Annotated in this window: 19 protein-coding genes; 14 read left to right on the forward strand and 5 right to left on the reverse strand. The window is 52.9% G+C overall.

The window, feature by feature from the left end; translation table 11 throughout:
* The first annotated feature begins 68 nt into the window (after nt 1-68).
* Together groES and groL are read left to right on the forward strand one after the other, a co-directional pair.
* Nucleotides 69-350 carry a co-chaperone GroES gene (gene groES, locus L6H70_RS21035; protein WP_054939030.1) on the forward strand — a complete coding sequence of 94 codons (282 nt, stop codon included), beginning with the start codon at nt 69-71 and terminating at the stop codon, nt 348-350.
* A gap of 140 nt (nt 351-490) precedes the next feature.
* The gene (groL, locus tag L6H70_RS21040) at nt 491-2,122 is read left to right on the forward strand and encodes a chaperonin GroEL (RefSeq protein WP_054939031.1); all 1,632 of its coding nucleotides are present in this window, start codon (nt 491-493) and stop codon (nt 2,120-2,122) included.
* Nucleotides 2,123-2,283: 161 nt separating this feature from the next.
* Here the strand turns inward: groL and L6H70_RS21045 are convergent, their stop codons facing one another.
* Nucleotides 2,284-3,255, reverse strand: coding sequence for a tRNA dihydrouridine synthase (locus tag L6H70_RS21045; RefSeq protein WP_236336081.1), 972 nt, complete (start codon nt 3,253-3,255; stop codon nt 2,284-2,286).
* 216 nt (nt 3,256-3,471) lie between these two features.
* Between L6H70_RS21045 and L6H70_RS21050 the strand changes: the two genes are divergently transcribed.
* From L6H70_RS21050 to L6H70_RS21060, 3 genes are read left to right on the forward strand one after another with little or no spacing between them, the layout of a single operon-like run.
* On the forward strand, nt 3,472-3,753 hold the full coding sequence (locus tag L6H70_RS21050; RefSeq protein WP_236336082.1) for a hypothetical protein: 282 nt from the start codon (nt 3,472-3,474) through the stop codon (nt 3,751-3,753).
* Nucleotides 3,750-3,926 (forward strand): hypothetical protein, encoded by a 177-nt coding sequence (locus L6H70_RS21055; protein WP_236336083.1) that lies wholly within the window; start codon nt 3,750-3,752, stop codon nt 3,924-3,926. Before L6H70_RS21050 ends, L6H70_RS21055 begins: the two co-directional genes overlap by 4 nt.
* Nucleotides 3,913-4,242, forward strand: coding sequence for a hypothetical protein (locus L6H70_RS21060; protein WP_236336084.1), 330 nt, complete (start codon nt 3,913-3,915; stop codon nt 4,240-4,242). The genes L6H70_RS21055 and L6H70_RS21060 overlap by 14 nt, the downstream gene beginning before the upstream one ends.
* Nucleotides 4,243-4,348: 106 nt before the next feature.
* Here L6H70_RS21060 and L6H70_RS21065 read toward each other — a convergent pair whose 3' ends face one another.
* The 3 genes from L6H70_RS21065 to L6H70_RS21075 all read right to left on the reverse strand — a co-directional run bounded on the left by L6H70_RS21065 (nt 4,349) and on the right by L6H70_RS21075 (nt 6,886).
* Nucleotides 4,349-4,858 (reverse strand): SRPBCC family protein, encoded by a 510-nt coding sequence (locus L6H70_RS21065; protein WP_236336085.1) that lies wholly within the window; start codon nt 4,856-4,858, stop codon nt 4,349-4,351.
* A gap of 48 nt (nt 4,859-4,906) precedes the next feature.
* Nucleotides 4,907-5,242 (reverse strand): ArsR/SmtB family transcription factor, encoded by a 336-nt coding sequence (locus tag L6H70_RS21070; RefSeq protein WP_236336086.1) that lies wholly within the window; start codon nt 5,240-5,242, stop codon nt 4,907-4,909.
* A 141-nt stretch (nt 5,243-5,383) separates the two neighbouring features.
* The gene (locus L6H70_RS21075) at nt 5,384-6,886 is read right to left on the reverse strand and encodes an NAD(P)H-binding protein (RefSeq protein WP_236336087.1); all 1,503 of its coding nucleotides are present in this window, start codon (nt 6,884-6,886) and stop codon (nt 5,384-5,386) included.
* Nucleotides 6,887-7,071: 185 nt separating this feature from the next.
* Between L6H70_RS21075 and msrA the strand changes: the two genes are divergently transcribed.
* From msrA to L6H70_RS21120, 9 genes are all read left to right on the forward strand, one after another.
* On the forward strand, nt 7,072-8,046 hold the full coding sequence (gene msrA / locus L6H70_RS21080; RefSeq protein WP_236336088.1) for a peptide-methionine (S)-S-oxide reductase MsrA: 975 nt from the start codon (nt 7,072-7,074) through the stop codon (nt 8,044-8,046).
* A 214-nt stretch (nt 8,047-8,260) separates the two neighbouring features.
* A complete protein-coding gene (locus L6H70_RS21085) occupies nt 8,261-9,352 on the forward strand; it encodes a cobalamin-dependent protein (protein ID WP_236336089.1) in 1,092 nt (363 codons plus the stop codon).
* The gene (locus tag L6H70_RS21090; protein WP_236336090.1) at nt 9,345-11,030 is read left to right on the forward strand and encodes an ATP-binding protein; all 1,686 of its coding nucleotides are present in this window, start codon (nt 9,345-9,347) and stop codon (nt 11,028-11,030) included. Before L6H70_RS21085 ends, L6H70_RS21090 begins: the two co-directional genes overlap by 8 nt.
* A gap of 332 nt (nt 11,031-11,362) precedes the next feature.
* Nucleotides 11,363-11,824, forward strand: a complete 462-nt coding sequence (hutP, locus tag L6H70_RS21095) for a hut operon transcriptional regulator HutP (RefSeq protein WP_236336091.1) — start codon at nt 11,363-11,365, stop codon at nt 11,822-11,824.
* Nucleotides 11,825-11,950: 126 nt separating this feature from the next.
* Nucleotides 11,951-13,504 (forward strand): histidine ammonia-lyase, encoded by a 1,554-nt coding sequence (gene hutH, locus L6H70_RS21100; protein WP_236336092.1) that lies wholly within the window; start codon nt 11,951-11,953, stop codon nt 13,502-13,504.
* Between the two features lie 522 nt (nt 13,505-14,026).
* Nucleotides 14,027-15,688 carry a urocanate hydratase gene (gene hutU, locus L6H70_RS21105; protein ID WP_236336093.1) on the forward strand — a complete coding sequence of 554 codons (1,662 nt, stop codon included), beginning with the start codon at nt 14,027-14,029 and terminating at the stop codon, nt 15,686-15,688.
* Nucleotides 15,689-15,707: 19 nt separating this feature from the next.
* The gene (gene hutI / locus L6H70_RS21110; RefSeq protein WP_236336094.1) at nt 15,708-16,985 is read left to right on the forward strand and encodes an imidazolonepropionase; all 1,278 of its coding nucleotides are present in this window, start codon (nt 15,708-15,710) and stop codon (nt 16,983-16,985) included.
* Entirely contained in the window at nt 16,982-18,256 is a 1,275-nt protein-coding gene (locus tag L6H70_RS21115) for a Zn-dependent hydrolase (RefSeq protein ID WP_236336095.1), read from the forward strand. The genes hutI and L6H70_RS21115 overlap by 4 nt, the downstream gene beginning before the upstream one ends.
* 18 nt (nt 18,257-18,274) lie before the next feature.
* A complete protein-coding gene (locus tag L6H70_RS21120; protein ID WP_236336096.1) occupies nt 18,275-19,597 on the forward strand; it encodes an amidohydrolase family protein in 1,323 nt (440 codons plus the stop codon).
* 281 nt (nt 19,598-19,878) lie between these two features.
* On the opposite strand, the gene L6H70_RS21125 is transcribed toward L6H70_RS21120, so the two are convergent.
* Nucleotides 19,879-20,625: an SDR family NAD(P)-dependent oxidoreductase gene (locus tag L6H70_RS21125; protein ID WP_236336097.1), complete on the reverse strand. Its 747-nt coding sequence runs from the start codon at nt 20,623-20,625 to the stop codon at nt 19,879-19,881.
* Nucleotides 20,626-20,802 lie beyond the last annotated feature (177 nt).

Consider the following 20,802-nt stretch of genomic DNA (forward strand, 5'->3'; position numbering starts at 1 on the left):
TTGATTCTCCGGCATCCCAATCTATGTTCTCAAGGTAAATAACATAATTTCAAAGGAGGCTATTTTTCATGATCAAACCACTAGGTGAACGCGTATTGGTAGAACCAAGCGAGCAACAGGAAACCACTTCTTTCGGTATCGTGCTTCCGGACTCTTCCAAAGAGAAGCCGCAGGAAGGCAAAATTATCGCAGTCGGCAGCGGAGCTCTTAAAGACGGAGTGCGTGTACCACTGGAAGTTAAAGAAGGCGACCGCGTGATCTTCTCGAAATATGCCGGAACCGAAATCAAATATGAAGGCAAAGAATATCTGATTATGAAGGAAAGCGACATTCACGCGATTCTTGACTAAGAAGAACGTTTATAAGTTTAGCCGTAACCATACTTAAGCTTCAACGCACGTAACACAAACCAGGCATATGCTTTCGAAGCCAGTTTGTTCGAAGTGTATTCCAGATGTAACGCTCACAAACTTTTAGGAGGTTAACACTAATGGCAAAAGAAATTAAATTCAGTGAAGACGCCCGCCGCTCGATGCTTCGCGGGGTTGATGCTTTGGCAAACGCAGTAAAAGTTACACTGGGTCCTAAAGGCCGCAACGTGGTGCTCGAGAAGAAATTCGGCAGCCCGCTGATCACTAACGACGGTGTTACCATCGCCAAAGAAATCGAACTCGAAGATGCATTCGAGAACATGGGCGCACAGCTCGTTAAAGAAGTAGCTACTAAGACTAACGATGTAGCCGGTGACGGTACTACAACTGCAACGGTTCTGGCACAGGCCATGATCCGCGAAGGTCTGAAGAACGTAACTGCAGGCGCTAACCCAATGGTTATCCGCAAAGGGATCGACAAAGCGGTTAAAGCAGCTGTTGCTGAACTGCAGAAGATTGCTAAGCCAATCGAAGATTCCCAGGCTATCGCTCAAGTAGCTGCGATCTCCGCGGCTGACGATGAAGTGGGTCAACTGATTGCAGAAGCTATGGAAAAAGTCGGCAAAGACGGTGTTATCACTGTTGAAGAATCCCGCGGATTCCTGACTGAGCTTGAAGTGGTTGAAGGTATGCAGTTTGACCGCGGCTACATTTCCCCGTACATGATTACCGACACGGACAAAATGGAAGCTGTTCTGGACAACCCGTACATCCTGATCACTGACAAGAAAATCAGCAGCACGCAGGAAATTCTTCCGCTGCTTGAGAAGATTGTACAGCAGGCCCGTCCGCTCGTGATTATCGCTGAAGATATCGAAGGCGAAGCACAAGCTATGCTGATCGTGAACAAACTGCGCGGAACCTTCAACGCTGTTGCTGTTAAAGCCCCTGGCTTTGGCGACCGCCGCGAAGCAATGCTGCAGGACATCGCTGCTCTGACAGGCGGCCAAGTAATCACTGAGAAGCTGGGTCTTGACCTGAAGAGCACTTCCATCGAACAACTGGGTAACGCCCGCCAAGTGCGCGTAACCAAAGAAAACACTACTATCGTAGACGGCAGCGGCGACAAAGCGGACATCAATGCACGCGTAAGCCAAATTCGTTCCCAGCTGGAAGAAACCACTTCCGAGTTCGACAAGGAAAAACTGCAGGAGCGTCTGGCTAAACTGGCTGGCGGCGTAGCCGTTGTCAAAGTCGGCGCAGCAACTGAAACAGAATTGAAAGAGCGCAAACTGCGCATCGAAGACGCCCTGAACGCAACCCGCGCTGCGGTTGAAGAAGGTATCGTATCCGGTGGTGGTACAGCTCTTGTGAACGTATATAACGCTGTAGCAGCTGTAGATGTAACCGGCGACGAAAGAACTGGTGTCAACATCGTGCTGCGCGCTCTGGAAGAGCCAATCCGTACGATTGCTGCGAATGCTGGAGAAGAAGGTTCCGTTATCGTGGACCGCTTGAAGAAAGAAACTGTTGGTGTAGGCTACAACGCGGCAACCGGCGAATGGGTGAACATGTTCGAAGCCGGAATCGTTGACCCTGCGAAGGTAACTCGCTCCGCGCTGCAGAATGCTGCATCCGTAGCAGCTATGTTCCTGACCACCGAAGCTGTCATCGCTGACAAGCCAGAGCCTGAAAAAGGCGGCGGCATGCCAGACATGGGCGGCATGGGCGGTATGGGCGGCATGATGTAATAAGGGCTAAGAGCCCTTATATATCAAGAGTTTTCCTTGATAGGAAACCTGCTTTGACCAAAATGTGTTAAAAAAGAGACCTTTCGTAGTTATATACGAAAGGTCTCTTTCTTTTTTCTAGGTATTTCATATGCGTTTGATGATTTTAAAGGAGATATACTTCAATCTAATACTTGATCTAATAGAGGTTTTACTAAACGGCGAACCTCGTCTGTTGACGTGGTATCCATTAATTGGTTTCTTAGTTCGTCTGCACCTCTAAATCCACGAGTATAGATTTTGAAAAAGCGAAGCAGTGGTTTAAATGAACGCGGCAGGGTTTCTGTTGAATATTTATCGTGCAGATCCAACTGTAAAAGAAGTAAATTGAGAAAATCCTTCGCGCTATGTTCTTTGGGTTCTTTTTCAAAAGCAAATGGATTGGTGAAAATACCACGGCCAATCATGATACCATCAACGCCGTGTTGTTCAACTATTTTTAATCCTGTTGCGCGGTCCGGAATATCTCCATTAATGGTTAACAACGTATTAGGAGCAATTTCATCGCGCAATTTTTTTATTACAGGAATTAGCTCCCAGTGTGCCGCTACTCTGCTTTTCTCTTTTTTTGTACGAAGGTGAATGGAAAGATTCGCAATATCTTGTTTCAATATATGTCCTAACCAGCCGCGCCACTCGTCAATTTTAGAGTAACCCAATCTTGTTTTCACACTGACCGGCAATCCGCCTGCTTTTGCTGCTTGAATAATTTCTGCTGCAACTTCAGGATGGCGTATTAATCCAGCCCCTTTTCCACTAGATGCGGCGTTTTGTGCCGGGCACCCCATGTTTATATCGATCCCACGAAAACCAAGTTTTTTCATATCCATACTCATCTGTTCAAAAAGTGCAGGTCTATTGCCCCAAATATGAGCGACAATCGGTTGCTCATCAGCTGTGAACATTAACCGGCCACCTACATTTTCTTTTCCAACAGGGTGACAATAATTTTCTGTACTTGTGAATTCCGTGAAAAATACGTCAGGTGTTGCAGCTTCTCTAATGACGTGACGAAATACAATATCTGTGACATCTTCCATTGGAGCTAATATAAAAAACGGCTTCGGTAAATCCATCCAAAAATTCGGTTCCATGTTATCTTCTCCTGTTGCAACATATAAAAAGTCTTTGATCCATCATACATAGTATCATTATTTTTCGTTTGATGCACAGAATCAATAGAGAGGGCATGTAACATCATTCTAACAAAATACTAAATTACCCAATCCATAGGTTTGCAAAATGAATAGAGTATAGCAGATGTTCTTCCGGCAGCAGCTATAGATTTGTTCACAAATGGGGTGATATTGATGGATTTGAATGCATTGACTGGCCTGTTCAATAACAACGACGGCTCAGTCGTGCTTAATGTCCTTTTATCCATCGCTTTAGTCTGGAGCATCCGGCAGATCGCGAATAAAGAAAAGGTCATACAGCATTATCAGAAACGTGATGAGGAGAACGAGAAGGAGCTCAATCAATACAACCGTTCACTCGTCAAGCTGCTTATTGAAAGGGAAGACATGACAAGAGAGACCAAGGTAAGAGAGAGCGCTGATAAAATGAATAGTGGGGAGGTCGTCGACAAGTGAAGCTCCTCGATATTTTCAGAAAAAATGAGATCAAGCCCAGTCGTGTGAAGAAAGAAATCGAGAAGTTAGGCAAAATCCAGGCAGCCTATGAAATGAATGATATCGAAAGCCTGATGGACCTGCATCATTCCGGCCTGGGCAAGAGAGGAGATGATCTGCATGGGAATCATTGATTTGACGCTTGTCGCCCTGGAGTTAACCGCCTTTATAGTGTTTGCGGCATATGTGGTACGGTACAGCCGCTATTTTATCGGTAATGGCCCGCAACGCACCTATAATCTCTATCTCCGCAGTGTATGGATTACTTACTCCACCGTGGCTTTGCTCTGTCTTAACCTGTTATGGGGCCGGATAAATATAGTTTTTGGTTACAACATAGACAGCATATCGAACACACTTAGAGAGTTTGTGATGATCCTTTCACTGATTCTGCTTGTGTTTGCCGGACTAATGCACAAGGATTTGTGGGACAGCCATCATAAGGATTGATTAGCCCGTCTGATGCAGCGGATTAATAGATCTATCCATGTAAAAAACACCTGCCGGAGAAGTCTCCAGCGGGTGCCTGTTGTGTGTGCTGTATCTAACCGATGTTCTAACGTATGCTGGCCAAATGCTCAACCAGTCTGTTCCAGGTTTCCGTGATGCCTTGGAGCATGCCCATATCCATTACCTGCTTCAGGTCTTCGGGGGTTGCGTAATCCGAGCGGCAAATGACCAATGTCCCGCTGTCCGTTTGGGTGAAGGTCAGCGTTACCAGCGTCTCTGCCAAATCTTCGTTCACATTGCCCTCAGCATCAGAGAAATAATCAACATAGACAATCTTCTCGGGCTCGATGATCTCGCGGTACACGCCCTTGCCCCAGGACTCCATTCCATAGAAATCGCCCTGATTCTTGTCCTCGCATTTCATACAGTAGTGCCAGACTCCGCCTTCGCGGAAATCGATATGGCATACCGGGAGACTCCAGCCACGCGGGCCCCACCAGTGCTTCAAATGCTCCGCCTGTGAGAATGCCTGAAATACCAGCTCACGCGGAGCCTTGAATTCACGTTCAAGAATAAGCGATTTGTCCTCTACTCTGGATACCATTTGATTAGTCATTTGCTCTCATCCTCTCTGATTGCATGAAATGTGCTTATCACGTCCAGCCTAGTCTTGCTGCTCTGCCGGCAATTTCTTCTCCAGCGTCTGTAAGTAATCATCCAGACGGTTAAGTCTGTCCTCCCAAAGTACACGGTAGTTCTCCAGCCAATCGTCCAGTTCCCGGAAAGGAGCCGGACACAGACTGTAGATTCTGCGGTTGGCATCGACCTTGGACTCCACGATTCCGGCCTCGCTTAAAACCCGCAAATGCTTAGAGGCTTGGGGCTGCCGAATCTGCAGCTGCCGGGCGATTTCTCCTACAGTTAGCGGATGCCCGCGCAGCAGTTCAACCATCTGCAGGCGGTTAGGTTCAGCCAAGGCACTCATAACCGTTGCATTCATATTCATCATCCATTCGCTTGCGTTACTTTCCTTTGCTGAATACAATATACCATAACAGGAATATTCCTGTAAAGGAATATTTATAACTGACCCCCGTCCTCCTATTAGAGAACCGGCAGGGTATCGGAGGAAGGGCGAAGCTTAAGACTTGGCGCCTAACCGCTGCAAATGTCTGCGGAAGGCGGCCATTACCCACAGATGGGCTTTGGCTTGTGTGTATTTATAGAGAAACCACGGCAGGGAAGGCAGATAATCATGGATGGCAATGACGCATTCCCGGGTGCCGGGAATCTGGAGGAATTCAAGCCTGCCTTCATGGGTATCGCCTTTTTTGGTGAAGGCTCCGCCGGAAATTTGATACACTGTACTCTCCGCACTGCTCCTTTCCGGGAGATAGGTCAACTCCAGAATAGGGGTGCGGCTGGCCCGCAGGTGCACCCGGTAGATATTCCGCCCGTCATAATCAATACGGACCAGCGGCTTCAATGTTCTGCCCAGCCACTCCAGATAATAACGGGCGGCCCAATCGGTATTGGTATTGCCCGGCAGTACTACGCGCTGAATGGAGCGGACATCGGCGGCTGGTTTTGGTTTGCTTCCTGAGTTTGTTTTCGCAGGGGCGGCTGATTTTCCTTTAGGCCTTAATGCGGCTTCGTCCTCCTCCTTCAGCGCCTCCCGCGCAGCTTCATCAAAAGGAATCCGGCCATCGCTGATGCCGGGAACCGTCCGCGCGGGATGAACAACCATCGGATGGGCCAGGCTTTCAATCAGCGGGTAGGCCATCTCCTTCGGCGCTCCGGTGATCAGCGTCACCCAGAGGCGCGACAGATGGATGGTCAGCAGCGGAATATCAAATAATCTCCGTTTTTTGTGCAGGACCTCCGCGGTCTTCAGCATCATTTCTTTATAAGTCATGCTGCCGGGACCGCCGACGTCGATCGCACGGCCGTATAACCCAGCGCTGCCGATACATTTGCGGAGTGCAAGGAGTACCTCTGACAAGGCGATTGGCTGGGTGGGTGTCCGCGTCCATTTCGGCAGCAGCATGACCGGCAGACGCCGGACCAGCTTGACGAGGATCGGGAAGGACGAGCCCTGCGGTCCCACAATCAATCCGGCACGTATGGTTGTAACAGGTACCCCGTAAGAGCCGAGGATTCGCTCTACTTCAAGCCGGCTGCGTAAATGGCGGGAGAGCTGCTCCTGCGGGATATTCCCGGGAATAATGCCACTTAAGTAGACGATCTGCTTAATGCCGTTCTTGCGGGCTGCCCGGGCAAAATTGTCCGCCAGTATGGCATCCATGTCCTCAAAGGCCGCTTGGGTCAGCTTAGCCGAAGGCAGCATCGAATGAACGAGGTAGATGGCATAGTCTGCGCCTTGCAGTGCCTGCTCTGCCGATGACATCGAGAACAGCTCACAGGAGCGCCACTCTACATTCGGGCTGTTCTCCTTCTGGTTCCCGTGTCTTGACAGAGCGATCACGTCGTAATCCCCGGTTAAGAGCTTCAGCAGATTATGGCCGATATATCCGCTCGCTCCGGTTAAGGCGATTGCCGCTCTCCGGCCGGTGCCTTCACTCCCTGTTACTGGTTCAGGTCTGTTCTCTTTTGTTACCTCTTTTGCAGTTCTGGGTGTATTCATAGATTATCCCTGCTTCCATTAATGATAGATATGACCGAACTAAGCATCGTGCTGTTCAGTACCCTTTTCCGCGCTGCTTCAACCTCTGTCTTGTTATAACCCTGATTTATGTGAAGAAAAAGGATATTCAGTTATAATGAAGTTCATAAGCATTAAATTTGAAACAAATAAGGGAGGCAGGCCGGATGAATGATCAGCAGAATACCGGGCAGCAGCTCGCTACCTTTGCCGGGGGCTGCTTCTGGTGTATGGTCAAGCCGTTTGATGAGCTGCCGGGCATTGTCTCCGTGGTGTCCGGCTATACGGGCGGGCATACCGGGAACCCGACATATGCTGAGGTCGGAACCGAGACTACCGGACATTTCGAGGCTGTACAGATTACCTTTGAGCCGGAGCTGTTTCCGTACACGCGTCTGCTGGACATCTATTGGCAGCTGATCGATCCGACAGACCGGGGCGGCCAGTTCATGGACCGGGGGAGTTCCTACCGGACGGCTATCTTCGTGCACAGTGAAGAGCAGCGGGCCCAGGCGGAGGCTTCCAAAGCTGCGCTTCAGGCAGAGAAGCGGTTCAAGTCTCCGATTGTGACCGAAATTCTCCCCGCAGAAACGTTTTATCCGGCTGAAGCAGAGCATCAGGACTACTATAAGACTCATCCGCTGGATTATAAGCTGTATCTGAAGGGCTCCGGCCGGGGAGATTTCACTGAACACCATTGGAATGGGCGTGAAGACAAGGAGCGGCTGCGTTCCCGGCTGACCGCTCTGCAGTACGAAGTGACTCAGCATAAAGGGACGGAGCCTGCGTACGACAATGCGTACTGGAACCATTATCAAGACGGCATTTATACCGATGTGCTGAATGGCGATCCGCTGTTTAGCTCCCGGGACAAGTTCGATTCAGGCACCGGCTGGCCCGCGTTCACCTCACCGCTCGAACCGGGGCTGGTCCGCAGGGAAGCGGACTACAGCGGCGGCGGGGTGCGGACATTGCTGCGGAGCAGGCTGAGCGGTGCTTACCTCGGGCAGTTATCCTACGACGGTCCGGAGCCTTCGAAGCTGCATTACCGGATTTATTCAGCCGCAATCCGTTTTGTTCCGAAGGCGGAGCTTGCTGCAAATGGGTTGGAGCGCTACCAGGCACTGTTTGCGGATGATTAGACGGCGGGGGCATAGCATGAAGGAATAGCATCAGCGTGGACTGTCCGGCAGTCTGGCTCTAAGCCAGTCCTGCAGCTGAATAAGCTGTGAAGGAATATTGTACCCCCCTTTGTATTGTAGGGATTTCCTGGGCCTTTCCCGGCAGGCTTGCGAAATATTGTATAATAATATAAAAAGCGTTATTTTTGCGTTTGTACAGTAAAGGAGTGACCGCATGCATCTTGATCAGCAGAATGCAGGAGAACGGCTGAAAGGGATAGCCGAGCAGCTGGCGGAGGAAATCACTGCACGCCAGTATGAACGACAGCCTGACCTAGAGCAAAGATTCGGTCCTTCCGGAAGAGCAAGAACCAAGCAGGATTCCTTATATCATTTGCGGTATCTGGCGCAGAGTGTGGCGCTGGAGAGTCCGCTTCTGTTTATTAATTATATTGCCTGGCTGAAAGTCCTGCTTGCGCAGTACAAAATAACGGGCGAGGATTTGCGGATCAACCTCGATCTGATGAAAGAAGCGATAAGCGCCCGGGTAGAGCAGCCCGAAAGAGAGCTGATTCTAAGTTATCTGGACATGGGCATATATCATACACGCGGGGAGGGGAGTCTGCCCTCCTTTCTTCAGCCGCAGAAGCCTTATTTCCATGAGGCGGATGAATATCTTCAGCTGCTTCTGGACGGAGAACGGCGTAAGGCTTCGGAGTTTGTACTGGGCTTATATAAGGACGGCATACCCATCCACGATATTTATCTGCATATCTTCCAGGAAACCCAATATGAGATTGGACGGCTATGGCAGATGGGCCGTATTACGGTAGCCCAGGAGCATTACTGCACAGCCTGCACCCAGAGCATCATCTCCCAGCTCTATCCGCAATGGATTCGGGCGCAGAACGGCAAGAAAAAACTGGTTGCGGTTGGTGTGGGTGAAGAGCTTCATGAAATCGGACTGCGGATGCTGGCTGATTTCTTTGAAATGGAGGGCTGGAATACCTTCTATCTGGGCTCCAATATGCCCGTAGAGGGCCTGGTCCGACATTTGAAGGAGCAGCCTGCTGATCTGCTGGCCATTTCAATTACGATGACCTTCCATGTATCGGAGGTCATTCGTCTGATATCGTCCATCCGCAGCAGCCGCGAACTGGACGGCCTCCGCATTATGGTCGGCGGTATGCCGTTTAATATAGACACGGAATTATGGAAGAAGGTCGGTGCTGACGGCTATGCCCCGGACGCGAAGCTTGCACTGGAGGTGGCCGAACGGCTTGTTTCTGAAGAGGCCATACTGAAGGCGGGATTTCCAAATGATTGACCATGAGCAGGAAATCCGCAAACTGAGGGGGACCATCGAGAATCTCTCGCATCAGGTGATTGACGGCCAAGCGCGGGAAGAACAAATCTTGGCTGAATTTTCGGCGATGAACAATGAATTGATTACGATGCACCGGCAGCTTGCCAAGAATAATGCCGAGCTTAAGGAGCTGAAGGAAGAGGCTGAAGCGGCCAACCGGGCGAAAAGCCTGTTTCTGGCTACAGTCAGCCACGAAATCCGCACACCTATGAATGGTATTCTGGGTATGACCGAGCTGCTCGGGGCAGAGGGGATGGCGGAAGAACAGCAGAGTTATCTGCAGGTGATCCGTGATTCCGCGCAGTACCTGCTGCAGATGATCAATAATCTGCTCGATATCTCCAAAATTGAAGCCAGAAAAATGGAATTGAACAAGATCTCCTTCAGCGTTCATGATCTGCTGGAGCATGCCTTCAAGCTGCTCTCTCCCGCTGCCGTAAAGCGCGGAAATACTTTGAAATGGAAGATTGGAAGCGGTGTGGCGGCTACGCTTGAGGGAGATTCCCCCAAAATCCTTCAAGTGCTAATCAATCTGCTCGGCAATGCGGTGAAGTTCACGCAGAACGGGGAAGTAGAGCTGACCGTGAGTCTGGCCGGTGAGGATGAATTCCGTCAGAGGCTTTGTTTTGCAGTCCGGGATGAGGGGATCGGCATCTCGCCGGAGGATCAGGCGGCTCTGTTTCAGCCGTATTCGCAAATGAGCCGGGACGGGGAGAAGGCCGCAGAAGGTACCGGACTCGGGCTGTCGATTTGCAAGTCGATGGTTGAACTGATGGGCGGAACAATTAAGGTGGATAGTTCACCTGGACAGGGTTCCACCTTCTCCTTCGGGCTTGTGCTGGACAAACCGTCTATCCTGCCGGAGCCGCAGCCTCCTGCTGAAGCTTCATTACCGGAGGGCCGATTTAGTGCGCTGCCCATACTGGTTGCTGAAGATAATGGGCTGAACCGCACACTGCTGCAGCAGCAGCTCAAGAGGCTGGGGATTACAGAGGTGCATCTGGTGGACAGCGGCAGTGAGGCTGTAGAAGCCTGGCAGCAGCAGGAGTATGGGCTGATTCTGATGGACAGCAGGCTTCCGGGCATGAACGGCGACGAGGCGGTTCGTCTCATCCGCCAGCAGGAATTATCCGGGGCAAGGCCGAGGATTCCCATCATTGGTGTGACCGGAGACGGGGCGGAGGAGAGCCGGTTGCAGTTCGTCCGGGCTGGCTTAGATGACTGGGCGGTGAAGCCGCTGAGTCTGCAGAAGCTGCAGCAGCTTTTGGACAAATGGTTTGGCAGGGAGCCGTATATTCCCGTCCTCCAGCAAGACACGCTGACCGGCATCCGGGAGATGGACGGTGAAGAAGAGCCGCAATTTCTCCGCATGCTGGTAGAGATTTTCAAGAGTGATACCCCTCTTCGGCTGGCGGCACTGGATGCGGCGGCGTCGATGAGGGATCTTCCGGAGATGGCGGCGGTTGCCCACGGCCTGAAATCAGGCAGTCTGAGCATCGGTGCGCAGTATTTTTCCCATCTGTGCGCGCTAATTGAACTTCATGCCAGAGCAGATGAATATGACTTGGCCGTGCAGCAGCTGACTAAGCTTGGGCCTGCATACGAGGAAGCCTGCCGGGAGCTCGAAAACCTGCTGTAGATACAGAAAAGTTAGACCGGTATGCCCATTTTCACGGGGATTGCCGGTCTTTTTTCAGGCGCATGATCATATCAAGGCAGTAGAGACATATTATATAACGTGATCGCAGACGGTATTGCTGCTATTCTCTGACAATGTCATATAAGGTCACATTTACGATTGACAAATGCTGGAGCCAGGTATATATTCTTCTCAGCGATATATAGTGATTAGTCAACAGAATGTAGCTGAGAATCAGGAGACAGAGGTTTCCTAGTTTCGGTTGCATTTTTTTTATGAATCAAGAACCAGGACATACCAATCAATGCCAAAGAATCGAGGAGAATTTCTGCATGGGGGAAACATCCGCTTCATCTTTTCCGATCGGGAAGTTAGCTATACTGCTTGCGGTTCTTCAGGAGCATGAATGGAAAAAGGTCATTGAGCAGGAGCTGGCTTCGCAGGACTTCCGCTATACGATCGGGCGGGTCGGGGCTATGGATATGATTAAAGTGATCGCAGCCATCGAAACAGCAGCCAAAAGCAATCACATTATCGATCCGGGTTCCTACCGGGAGGTGCATTCACTGTATCATGCCATCATTGAGGCGATTCAGAGCATTGGCCGCGGCATCGTTCAGTTCGGCGATATTCTGCGCACGGTGGGGCTGACTTTTGCCATTGTAAGAGGGAAGATGTCGGGTGCTGTGGAGCATGAAGGGGAATGGATTGCGGTATGTGCCTACGGGACGATTGGTGCTCCCAAAAAGGGATTTGAGCATGAGGCCATCGGGTTTGGTTTTAATCATATTTAGCAGGTGGATTGCTGAAGAAGTCACCTTAACATGATCAAGCCGTAATTTAGTGATTAGTAATATAGAAGCCGGTACCTCTTATTAGGGTATGGGCTTTTTCTATTACTCAAAAAGCAGGTGAAGCTCATGTTAGAAATAGCTAATCATACAGTGTTTATATACGGTAATTCTTTAACCATGGAGGAAGTCGTCAATGTAGCCCGGTACCACCACCACGTGGAGCTTAGTGAAGAGAGCTGCCGGAAAGTGGAGCATACCCGAAACTATGTAGAGAAACTGCTGCGGGAGAAAAAAGTGGTGTACGGCCTGACCACAGGCTTCGGCAAATTCAGCGATACGTATATTTCCCCGGAGGATACGAAGGCGCTGCAGCTTAACCTGATCCGCAGCCACAGCTGCGGGATCGGAGCGCCGTTTCCGGAGGAGGTGGTCCGGGCCATCCTGCTGCTGCGGGTTAATGCGCTAGCCCTCGGCTACTCCGGCATCCGCCTGGAGGTCCTCCGGCTGATGATAGAACTGCTTAACAGGGGCGTCGTGCCGGTGATCCCGGAAAAAGGCTCCCTGGGCGCAAGCGGGGACCTGGCCCCGTTATCGCATATGGTACTCGTCCTGATCGGTGAAGGCGAAGCCTATTACCGGGGAGTGCGGCTGCCGGGGGCAGAGGCGCTGGCCCAGGCGGGGCTTACGCCCATCGTGCTGGAGGCCAAAGAGGGGCTGGCGCTGATTAACGGAACGCAGGTCATGACGGCAGTCGGCACGCTGGCCTGCTGGGATGCGCTGAAGCTGGCGGACTGGGCGGACTGTGCGGCGGCATTGACCTGCGAGGCGCTGCTGGCGGTACGGGATGCTTTTGATCCGGCGACGCATGCCGTCCGGCCGCATAAGGGCCAGCAGCAGGCGGCCGCCAACATCCGGAATCTGACGGCCGGAAGCACCCTGATGACAAACCAGGGGGAGAAGCGGGTGCAGGATGCCTATTCGCTGCGCTGCGCGCCGCAGGTTCACGGGGCGAGCAGGGATGCGCTGGCTTATATCGCGGAGAAGCTGAATATCGAGATGAATTCGGCGACGGACAATCCGCTGATTTTTGCCGATGAAGAGCGGGTAATCTCCGGCGGGAACTTCCACGGCCAGCCGGTTGCCCTGCCGATGGACCATCTGTCGGTCTGCGCGGCAGAGCTGGCCGATATTGCCGAGCGGAGGATTGAACGGCTGGTCAACCCGCAGCTGAACGAGGGGCTGCCCCCGTTTCTGACGCTTAACGGCGGGCTGCAATCCGGGTTCATGATCGCACAGTACGCCGCAGCCGCTGTCGTCTCAGAGAACAAATCGCTGGCTCATCCGGCCAGTGTGGACTCCATTCCGTCCTCGGGCAATCAGGAGGATCATGTCAGCATGGGGACGATCGGTGCACGCAAGGCAGGGCAAATCGTTGACAACGCCTATGCCGTACTGGCCATTGAGCTGCTCTGCGCGGCGCAGGCCATCGACTTCCGGGGGCCGCAGCGGCTCGGCAAAGGCACAAAATGGCTCTATGACCGCTGCCGCGAGCAGGTGGCGGCGGTGAAGGAAGACCGCGTGCTCTCCGGCGATTTTGCCGCCATTGCGGAGTGGATGAAGGAGCCCGGGGTGCTGGACGGGTTAATGGACCAGGTGCCGTTTAGCACCTGTGTGAAATAAATTTGAGGTGAGCAGATGCAAAAACGATGAGCTCCAAGCCACCCCAGAGCAAGCGAAGCAAGCGTGCAAATTACGCAGGGGGGGGATTGGAGCAGTAGGAGCGGTATCGTCCGCCTGTAAGCTTTCCGATGGAAAGCTCGTTTCAGGAGCATGAACGTTCTAGTGATTTTTACTGAAGGAAAGCTCATTTCAGGAGCATGAGCATTCTACTGATTTTCCTGTAAATGTATCCTTCTCCGCACTCCTCTAGAGGAAGGCGAAGTAATGGGATTTCCTCCATCTAATTTCCTCCGGGCGGAGCGGAGACGGTTGCTAGTGGGAATTTCTCCCGCTAATTTCACCCCTATGGCTCAAATTCAGCGTTTTTCGGGAATTTAGCGGGAGGTTTTCCATCTAAATTCCGATTTGCGCCGAAAATGAAAGAATTAACGGGAGGTTTTCCAGCTAAACTTATCGATTGAATTGACCACCATCACATAGTTTTGGCAAATCACCGCCTATTTTGAAGGGAGATCAGCCCATATGAGCCATAACAAGGAGAGAGTCTGCCGCGCGCCGAGGGGCAGCAAGCTGAATACCAAGGGCTGGGTGCAGGAAGCCGCGCTGCGCATGCTGATGAACAATCTGGATCCCGAGGTGGCGGAGCATCCCGGGCAGCTGGTTGTCTACGGCGGCATTGGCAAAGCAGCCCGCAACTGGGCCAGCTATGATGCAATCGTCCAGTCGCTGACCACTCTTACGAACGATGAAACGCTGCTGATTCAATCCGGCAAACCGGTAGCCGTGTTCCGTACCCATCCGGATGCCCCGCGTATTCTGCTGGCGAATTCCAATCTGGTTCCGGCCTGGGCCAACTGGGACACCTTTCACGAGCTGGATCAAAAAGGGCTGGCCATGTACGGGCAGATGACGGCGGGCAGCTGGATCTACATCGGTACGCAGGGAATTGTACAGGGGACGTATGAGACGTTCGCGGAGTGTGCCAGACAGCATTTTGGCGGCACGCTGAAAGGGACGATTACCCTCAGTGCAGGTCTTGGCGGAATGGGGGGTGCCCAGCCGCTGGCCGTAACGATGAATGATGGAGTATTCATAGGTATTGATGTGGACCGGACCCGGATCGAGAAACGTATCCAGTCCAAGTACTGCGATGTGCTATTGGAGACGATGGAAGAAGCGCTGTCCATGGCGGAAGCGGCCAGAAGCGCGGGGCGTCCGCTGTCCATCGGCCTTTTGGGCAATGCAGCAGAGCTGCTGCCGCGGATGATCGCGCACGGGTTCGTTCCGGACATTCTCACCGACCAGACGTCGGCCCATGATCCGCTGAACGGATATGTGCCTGCCGGGTTCACTGTCGAGACCGGAAGGCAGCTCCGGCTGGAGAACCCGCAGGAATACATTGCACTAGCGAAAAAGAGCATCGCCCAGCATGTCGAAGCGATGCTTGAATTGCAGAGTAAGGGTGCCGTTACCTTCGATTACGGCAACAACATCCGCCAGGTGGCTTATGATCAGGGCGTCAGTCAGGCGTTTCATTTCCCCGGCTTTGTTCCCGCCTATATCCGCCCGCAATTCTGCGAGGGGAAAGGGCCGTTCCGCTGGGTAGCCCTGTCGGGTGATCCCGAAGACATCTACAAGACCGATGCAGCGATTATGCAAGCCTTCCCGGAAAATGCAGGCCTGCAGAGATGGATTACTCTGGCCCGGGAGAAAATTGCCTTCCAGGGTCTGCCTGCCCGGATCTGCTGGCTCGGCTATGGCGAACGGGCCAAGTTCGGCCGGATCATCAATGATATGGTGGCCTCCGGGGAGCTCTCCGCGCCGGTTGTAATCGGCCGGGATCATCTCGACGCCGGATCAGTAGCATCACCGAACCGGGAGACCGAGGCTATGCTGGACGGCAGTGACGCCATCTCCGATTGGCCGCTCCTGAACGCGATGGTCAATACGGCTGCCGGGGCCAGCTGGGTTTCCCTTCACCATGGCGGAGGCGTGGGGATGGGGTACTCGCAACACGCGGGAATGGTAGTGGTAGCGGACGGTACGAAGGAAGCGGAAGCAAGGCTTGAGCGGGTGCTGACGACAGACCCCGGCATGGGGGTCGTCCGCCATGCCGATGCGGGATATCCGCTGGCTGTGGAGACGGCCCGGGCCCAGGGTATCCGCATGCCCATGCTGGACTAAGGGGAAAGGAGCAGCCTATATGATCCATATTCATGGCGCAGCCCAGATTGCTACGCTGGGCGGAGCCAGCACAAAGCCGAAGACGGGGAAAGAAATGGAAGAGCTTGGACTGATCGAGGACGGCGGGATTGTCATCGATGATGGGATTTTTGTGTTCGTGGGCAGCAGCGGGGAGGCCAACCGTTATGTTAAGGAGCACTCCGGGGATAAGTCGGTTACGGTACTGTCTGCAGCCGGGAAGACCGTTACTCCGGGGCTCATTGACCCGCATACCCATATCGTTTTTGCCGGGTCCAGGGAGTTTGAGCTGAATCTGCGGCTTCAGGGCGCTAAATATCTGGATATTTTGCAGGCCGGGGGCGGAATTCTGTATACAACTGAGCGCACCCGTGAAGCCACGGAGGAGCAGCTGATGGCCGAGACCGTGCGGCGGCTGGACCGATTCCTCTCCCATGGGGTCACGACAATCGAAGCGAAGAGCGGGTATGGACTGCGGCTCAACGACGAATTGAAGCAATTGCGGGTAGCGCGCCGGCTGGACGCCGCACATCCGGTGGAGCTGGTATCGACGTTTATGGGCGCACATGCGGTTCCGGCAGAATATAAGGGTGATGCGGATGCTTTTGTCCGGACGGTGACCGAGGAAATGATTCCGGCGGTAGCCCGTGAAGGCTTGGCGGAGTTCTGCGATGTGTTCTGCGAGGAAGGGGTTTTTACCGTTGAGCAGTCCCGGGACATTCTGGAAGCAGGCAAAAGATGGGGGCTGAAGCCGAAAATCCACGCCGATGAGCTGGTGTCCTGCGGCGGTGCAGAGCTGGCCGCCCAACTTGGCGCCGTCTCGGCCGACCATCTGCTCCATGCCTCCAAGGACGGGATCCGGCAGATGGCAGAGCAGGGGGTGATCGCCGTTCTTCTGCCCGGCACAGCCTTTTTCCTGATGGCTCCTCCAGCTGATGCGCGGGCGATGATTACTGCCGGTGTGCCTGTCGCGTTGTCGACCGACCGCAATCCCGGCTCCTCGCCGACGGAATCGCTGCCTTTTATCATGAATCTGGCCTGCTTAACGATGCGGATGACACCGGCCGAGGTGCTGACCGCTTGTACGATCAATGCCGCTCATGCGATTGGTCGTGCAGCATCCATCGGCAGCATTGAGGTCGGGAAACAGGCCGATCTTGTGATGTTCGATGCGCCTAATTATCTCTATCTGCAGTACCACTATGCTGTGAATCTGACGGATACGGTACTCAAAAAGGGAGACGTTGTGATCCGGGATGGAAAGAGGGTGCCCATATGACCGGTTTGCGGAAGAATGAGCTGCGGATTAATGCCGCCAGACTGCAGAATCATATCGGTGCTTTAGCCCGGTTTGGCTTCAATGAAGCCACCGGGGGGCTGGACCGGACCACGTTTACGGCATCTGAGCTGGCCGCACGGGAATGGCTGGAGCAGGAGCTGTTCCGGCTTCAGCTGGAGGTTAGGGTGGATGAGGCGGCCAATATCTGGGCGCGGAGAAACGGTGCCGCGGATATCCTGCCTGTTATTGCCTTCGGCTCCCATATAGATACGGTGCCTAACGGCGGGAAATACGATGGTGCACTCGGTGTTCTGCTGGCTCTGGAAATCATGAGCGTGCTGGCGGATAACCATGTCGTTACCCGCCACCCGCTGGAGCTGGTCTCCTTCAGTGCTGAGGAGCCGAATCCCTTCGGGCTATCTACGTTTGGCAGCCGGGCGGTATCGGGGAAGCTCAGCCGGGAGGATCTCAGCGGGGTGCGCAATGAGCAGGGACAGCTGCTGACAGATGCGCTGCGTCTGGCGGGCGGTGATCCCGGGCATTTCGAGCGGGCCCGGCGTAGCCCGGAGGAGTTGGGGGCTTTTCTTGAGGTTCATATTGAGCAGGGCAAAAGGCTGCTGGACCGTGCTGTCCCTGTTGGGATCGTAACCGCGATCACCGGCATTTACCGCGAAGAAATCACCGTCACGGGAGAAGCGAATCATGCCGGAACGACCCTAATGGCGGACCGCAAGGATGCGCTGATGGGGGCGTCCGAAATGATGCTGGCCTTCGAGGCGGTCTGCCGGGAGCATCCGGCGGAGGAAGTTGTCGGTACGGTTGGCCGGATTAAGAACGAGCCGAATGCGGCTAACATTATTCCGGAGAGGGTTGTCTTCCATCTGGAGGCCAGAGGAGAGCAGCACTCGCAGATCGGGGAGGTCATGGAATCCTGGGGCAGGCAGGCCGTGTCCATTGCGGAGCGCAGGGGGCTGCGGCTGAACCGGCGGCTCATTCTGGATCAGCCGCCCCAGCCGATGGATCCGCTGCTGATCACGTCGTTCACAGAGCAGGCCGGCCGGCTGGGGATTCAGAGTCTTACGCTCGGCAGCATGGCCGGTCATGATGCCACACATATGGCTGCTTTGACCAGGGCGGGCATGCTCTTCGTACCCAGCCTTGGCGGGAAAAGCCACTGCCCGGAGGAGGAGAGCCGCATAGAGGATATTGAGCAGGCCGGCAATGTGCTGCTGCAGACTATTTTGGCACTGGATGGACAATTAAGCCTATAAGGCAGGAGGATGAACCCCTTGCGGAAGATATATTCGGCAGATGCGGTGTACTTGCAGGATCAGTTTAAAGCAAACGGTGCTTTGCTGGTTGACGGCGGGAGGATAGCAGATACGGGGGACCGTGACGCGCTGCTGAACCGTTATCCGGACGCAACACATATCCGGTGGAAGGGAAAGGCCATTGTCCCCGGCACCGTCAACTCGCATAATCACTCGTTTCAGAGCCTGCTGCGCGGGATTGCGATTGATAAGCCCTTTCTGGAATGGCGGGATCAGGCGCTTTACCGGTATACGCCGCTTTTGGATGAGGAAGCCATTTATACCGGTGCGCTGCTCGCATTCGGAGAGATGCTGCGCTACGGAGTGACAACGGTCAGTGACTTCTTCTACGTGCATAACGGCGGCACGGCGCATGACGAGGCCGTGATCCGGGCGGCGAACGATCTGGGCATCCGCCTGGTCTTCGCCCGGACGATGTACGACTGGGCAGGTGCGCCACTGGCCTACCGCGAAACGGTGAATGAAGCTGTAGAGCGGACGAGGCTGCTGGCCAAGAAATATCAGGGCAATCCTATGGTTACGGTTCATCCGGCTCCGCACAGTCCGCATGCGGCTTCGCCGGAGATGATCAAGGCCGGCCACCGGCTGGCTCAGGAGCTGGATACGCCGTTTCATATCCATGTAGCTGAGGAAATGTTCGAGGTCAAAGAGACGCTGCAGCACTACGGACTCCGGCCTGTGCATTATCTTGATTCGCTGGGCGTGCTGGACGAGCGGATGATCGCCATCCATCTGGTCTGGCTGGAGGATTCCGAGATTGAGCTGATCGGCCGGAGAAAAGGATCGCTGGCGTATTGTCCGTCCAGCAATATGTTCCTGGCGGACGGGGTCACCCAGATTCCCGATCTGCTGAAGGCAGGTGTTAGGGTAACGCTCGGCACGGACGGCGGCTGCAGCAACAACCGGATTAGTGTGTATGAGGAGATGCGCATGTGCGCGCTTTTGCAGAAGGTCAGCCGGCTGGACGGCACGTGCATTACTGCTGATCAGGTATACCGGATGGGAACCTCCTGCGCCGGAGAAATTCTGTGGCTGCCTGTCGGGTCCCTGGAGATCGGGCAGCACGCAGACTTCGTGGCGCTTGATACGCATGATCTGTCTCTGGCACCGAGAAAAGAGTTGTTCTCCAACATGGTCTACGCCATGCAGCCCGGAGCCGTATCCACGGTCGTTGTAGGCGGCAGAATCGTCTTTGAAGACGGGAAGCTGAGTGCGGTGTCTGAGTCTGATATAGGCAGACGCGTGGATGAATTATTTGAGAGATGGGGCAGCCTAGCGTAAACGGGTATTCATGAAGCAAATGGTACAGATTGCGGCTTGCCAGCAGCAGAAGATAAAGGATTAGACTGATCCTGGAAACTTAAAATAGCGACAGCAAAGGACGAAAAATAAAGTCCTAGACTGTCGCTGTTTCATTGAACTAACGTTTCCCGTTAGTTCACTCATACTCCTGCATTGGATTGTCTCGCAACACCTGATAAGCGCAGGCAAGCCAGTCAGTCCAACGCAAAAATTGGGAGTCGTGCTTACCATTATTTTATCATAGTGGTATATCTTCCGAACTAAATTTGTGTAGTTCCGCCATCCACAAACAATTCGGTCCCTGTGATATAACTACTTTCGTTGGAAGCTAGGAACATAACTGCTTTTGCAATTTCTTCAGATGTCCCCAATCTACCTAACGGCGTTGTAGACTTGGCATACTCCATAGCATTATCGAGCTCAGCTCCAAATAATTCATCATAAGCTGGTGTAATAATCGTTCCAGGGCTAACCACATTAACACGAATTTGAGTTCCCTTTAAATCAAGAATCCAGTTGCGAATTAGTTGTCTGATTGCCGCTTTTGTAGCGCTGTAGATACTGAATGCCGGCATTCCCATTGAACCTGCCATAGACCCAGTCAGGATAATCGAACCTACATTGTTCGGAAACAAGGGTAATGCCTTTTGAACTGTGAATATCGTTCCTTTTACATTAACATCGAAGGTTTTGTAATAATGCTCCTCCGTAATTTCACCCAACGGAAGAAATGACCCCGTTCCAGCATTAGCAAAAAGAATGTCCAAATGACCTTTCTCTTTCTTCACTGCTTTATACAGCCGGTCCAAATCCGCCAGATTGGAAACGTCGCCTTGAATACCAGTTACATTATCTCCAATCAGCTTCACAGCCGCATCAAGCTCACTTTGTCTGCGCCCCGTGATATAAACATGCGCCCCTTCTTTAGCAAATAGCTGTGCTGTTACAAGCCCGATACCGCTAGTGCCTCCTGTAACAACTGCCACTTTCCCATTAAACTTTCCCATGTTATGACTCTCCTTTTAAAGGTGCTTTAAGTATGTCTGTCAGTCGTTTTGTCATCAAACAACTGTTCAGTACATCTCATAAATGATATTATGTAATAAAAGTAACCGTAATAATAGTACACACTTTTTTGTTATATAGTAACTAAAAAGTAATAATTGTAATTGAAGGGAGATGTA

Source organism: Paenibacillus auburnensis, assembly GCF_927798115.1.
In the GTDB taxonomy this organism is placed as follows: domain Bacteria; phylum Bacillota; class Bacilli; order Paenibacillales; family Paenibacillaceae; genus Paenibacillus_AQ; species Paenibacillus_AQ auburnensis.

What these genes read in the sequence shown, in the direction of transcription:
- groES (WP_054939030.1), top strand. Translation starts at nt 69, where the DNA reads ATGATCAAACCACTAGGTGAACGCGTATTGGTAGAACCAAGCGAGCAA.
- groL (WP_054939031.1), top strand. Translation starts at nt 491, where the DNA reads ATGGCAAAAGAAATTAAATTCAGTGAAGACGCCCGCCGCTCGATGCTT.
- L6H70_RS21045 (WP_236336081.1), bottom strand. Translation starts at nt 3,255, where the DNA reads ATGGAACCGAATTTTTGGATGGATTTACCGAAGCCGTTTTTTATATTA.
- L6H70_RS21050 (WP_236336082.1), top strand. Translation starts at nt 3,472, where the DNA reads ATGGATTTGAATGCATTGACTGGCCTGTTCAATAACAACGACGGCTCA.
- L6H70_RS21060 (WP_236336084.1), top strand. Translation starts at nt 3,913, where the DNA reads ATGGGAATCATTGATTTGACGCTTGTCGCCCTGGAGTTAACCGCCTTT.
- L6H70_RS21065 (WP_236336085.1), bottom strand. Translation starts at nt 4,858, where the DNA reads ATGACTAATCAAATGGTATCCAGAGTAGAGGACAAATCGCTTATTCTT.
- L6H70_RS21070 (WP_236336086.1), bottom strand. Translation starts at nt 5,242, where the DNA reads ATGAATGCAACGGTTATGAGTGCCTTGGCTGAACCTAACCGCCTGCAG.
- L6H70_RS21075 (WP_236336087.1), bottom strand. Translation starts at nt 6,886, where the DNA reads ATGAATACACCCAGAACTGCAAAAGAGGTAACAAAAGAGAACAGACCT.
- msrA (WP_236336088.1), top strand. Translation starts at nt 7,072, where the DNA reads ATGAATGATCAGCAGAATACCGGGCAGCAGCTCGCTACCTTTGCCGGG.
- L6H70_RS21085 (WP_236336089.1), top strand. Translation starts at nt 8,261, where the DNA reads ATGCATCTTGATCAGCAGAATGCAGGAGAACGGCTGAAAGGGATAGCC.
- L6H70_RS21090 (WP_236336090.1), top strand. Translation starts at nt 9,345, where the DNA reads ATGATTGACCATGAGCAGGAAATCCGCAAACTGAGGGGGACCATCGAG.
- hutP (WP_236336091.1), top strand. Translation starts at nt 11,363, where the DNA reads ATGGGGGAAACATCCGCTTCATCTTTTCCGATCGGGAAGTTAGCTATA.
- hutH (WP_236336092.1), top strand. Translation starts at nt 11,951, where the DNA reads ATGTTAGAAATAGCTAATCATACAGTGTTTATATACGGTAATTCTTTA.
- hutU (WP_236336093.1), top strand. Translation starts at nt 14,027, where the DNA reads ATGAGCCATAACAAGGAGAGAGTCTGCCGCGCGCCGAGGGGCAGCAAG.
- hutI (WP_236336094.1), top strand. Translation starts at nt 15,708, where the DNA reads ATGATCCATATTCATGGCGCAGCCCAGATTGCTACGCTGGGCGGAGCC.
- L6H70_RS21115 (WP_236336095.1), top strand. Translation starts at nt 16,982, where the DNA reads ATGACCGGTTTGCGGAAGAATGAGCTGCGGATTAATGCCGCCAGACTG.
- L6H70_RS21125 (WP_236336097.1), bottom strand. Translation starts at nt 20,625, where the DNA reads ATGGGAAAGTTTAATGGGAAAGTGGCAGTTGTTACAGGAGGCACTAGC.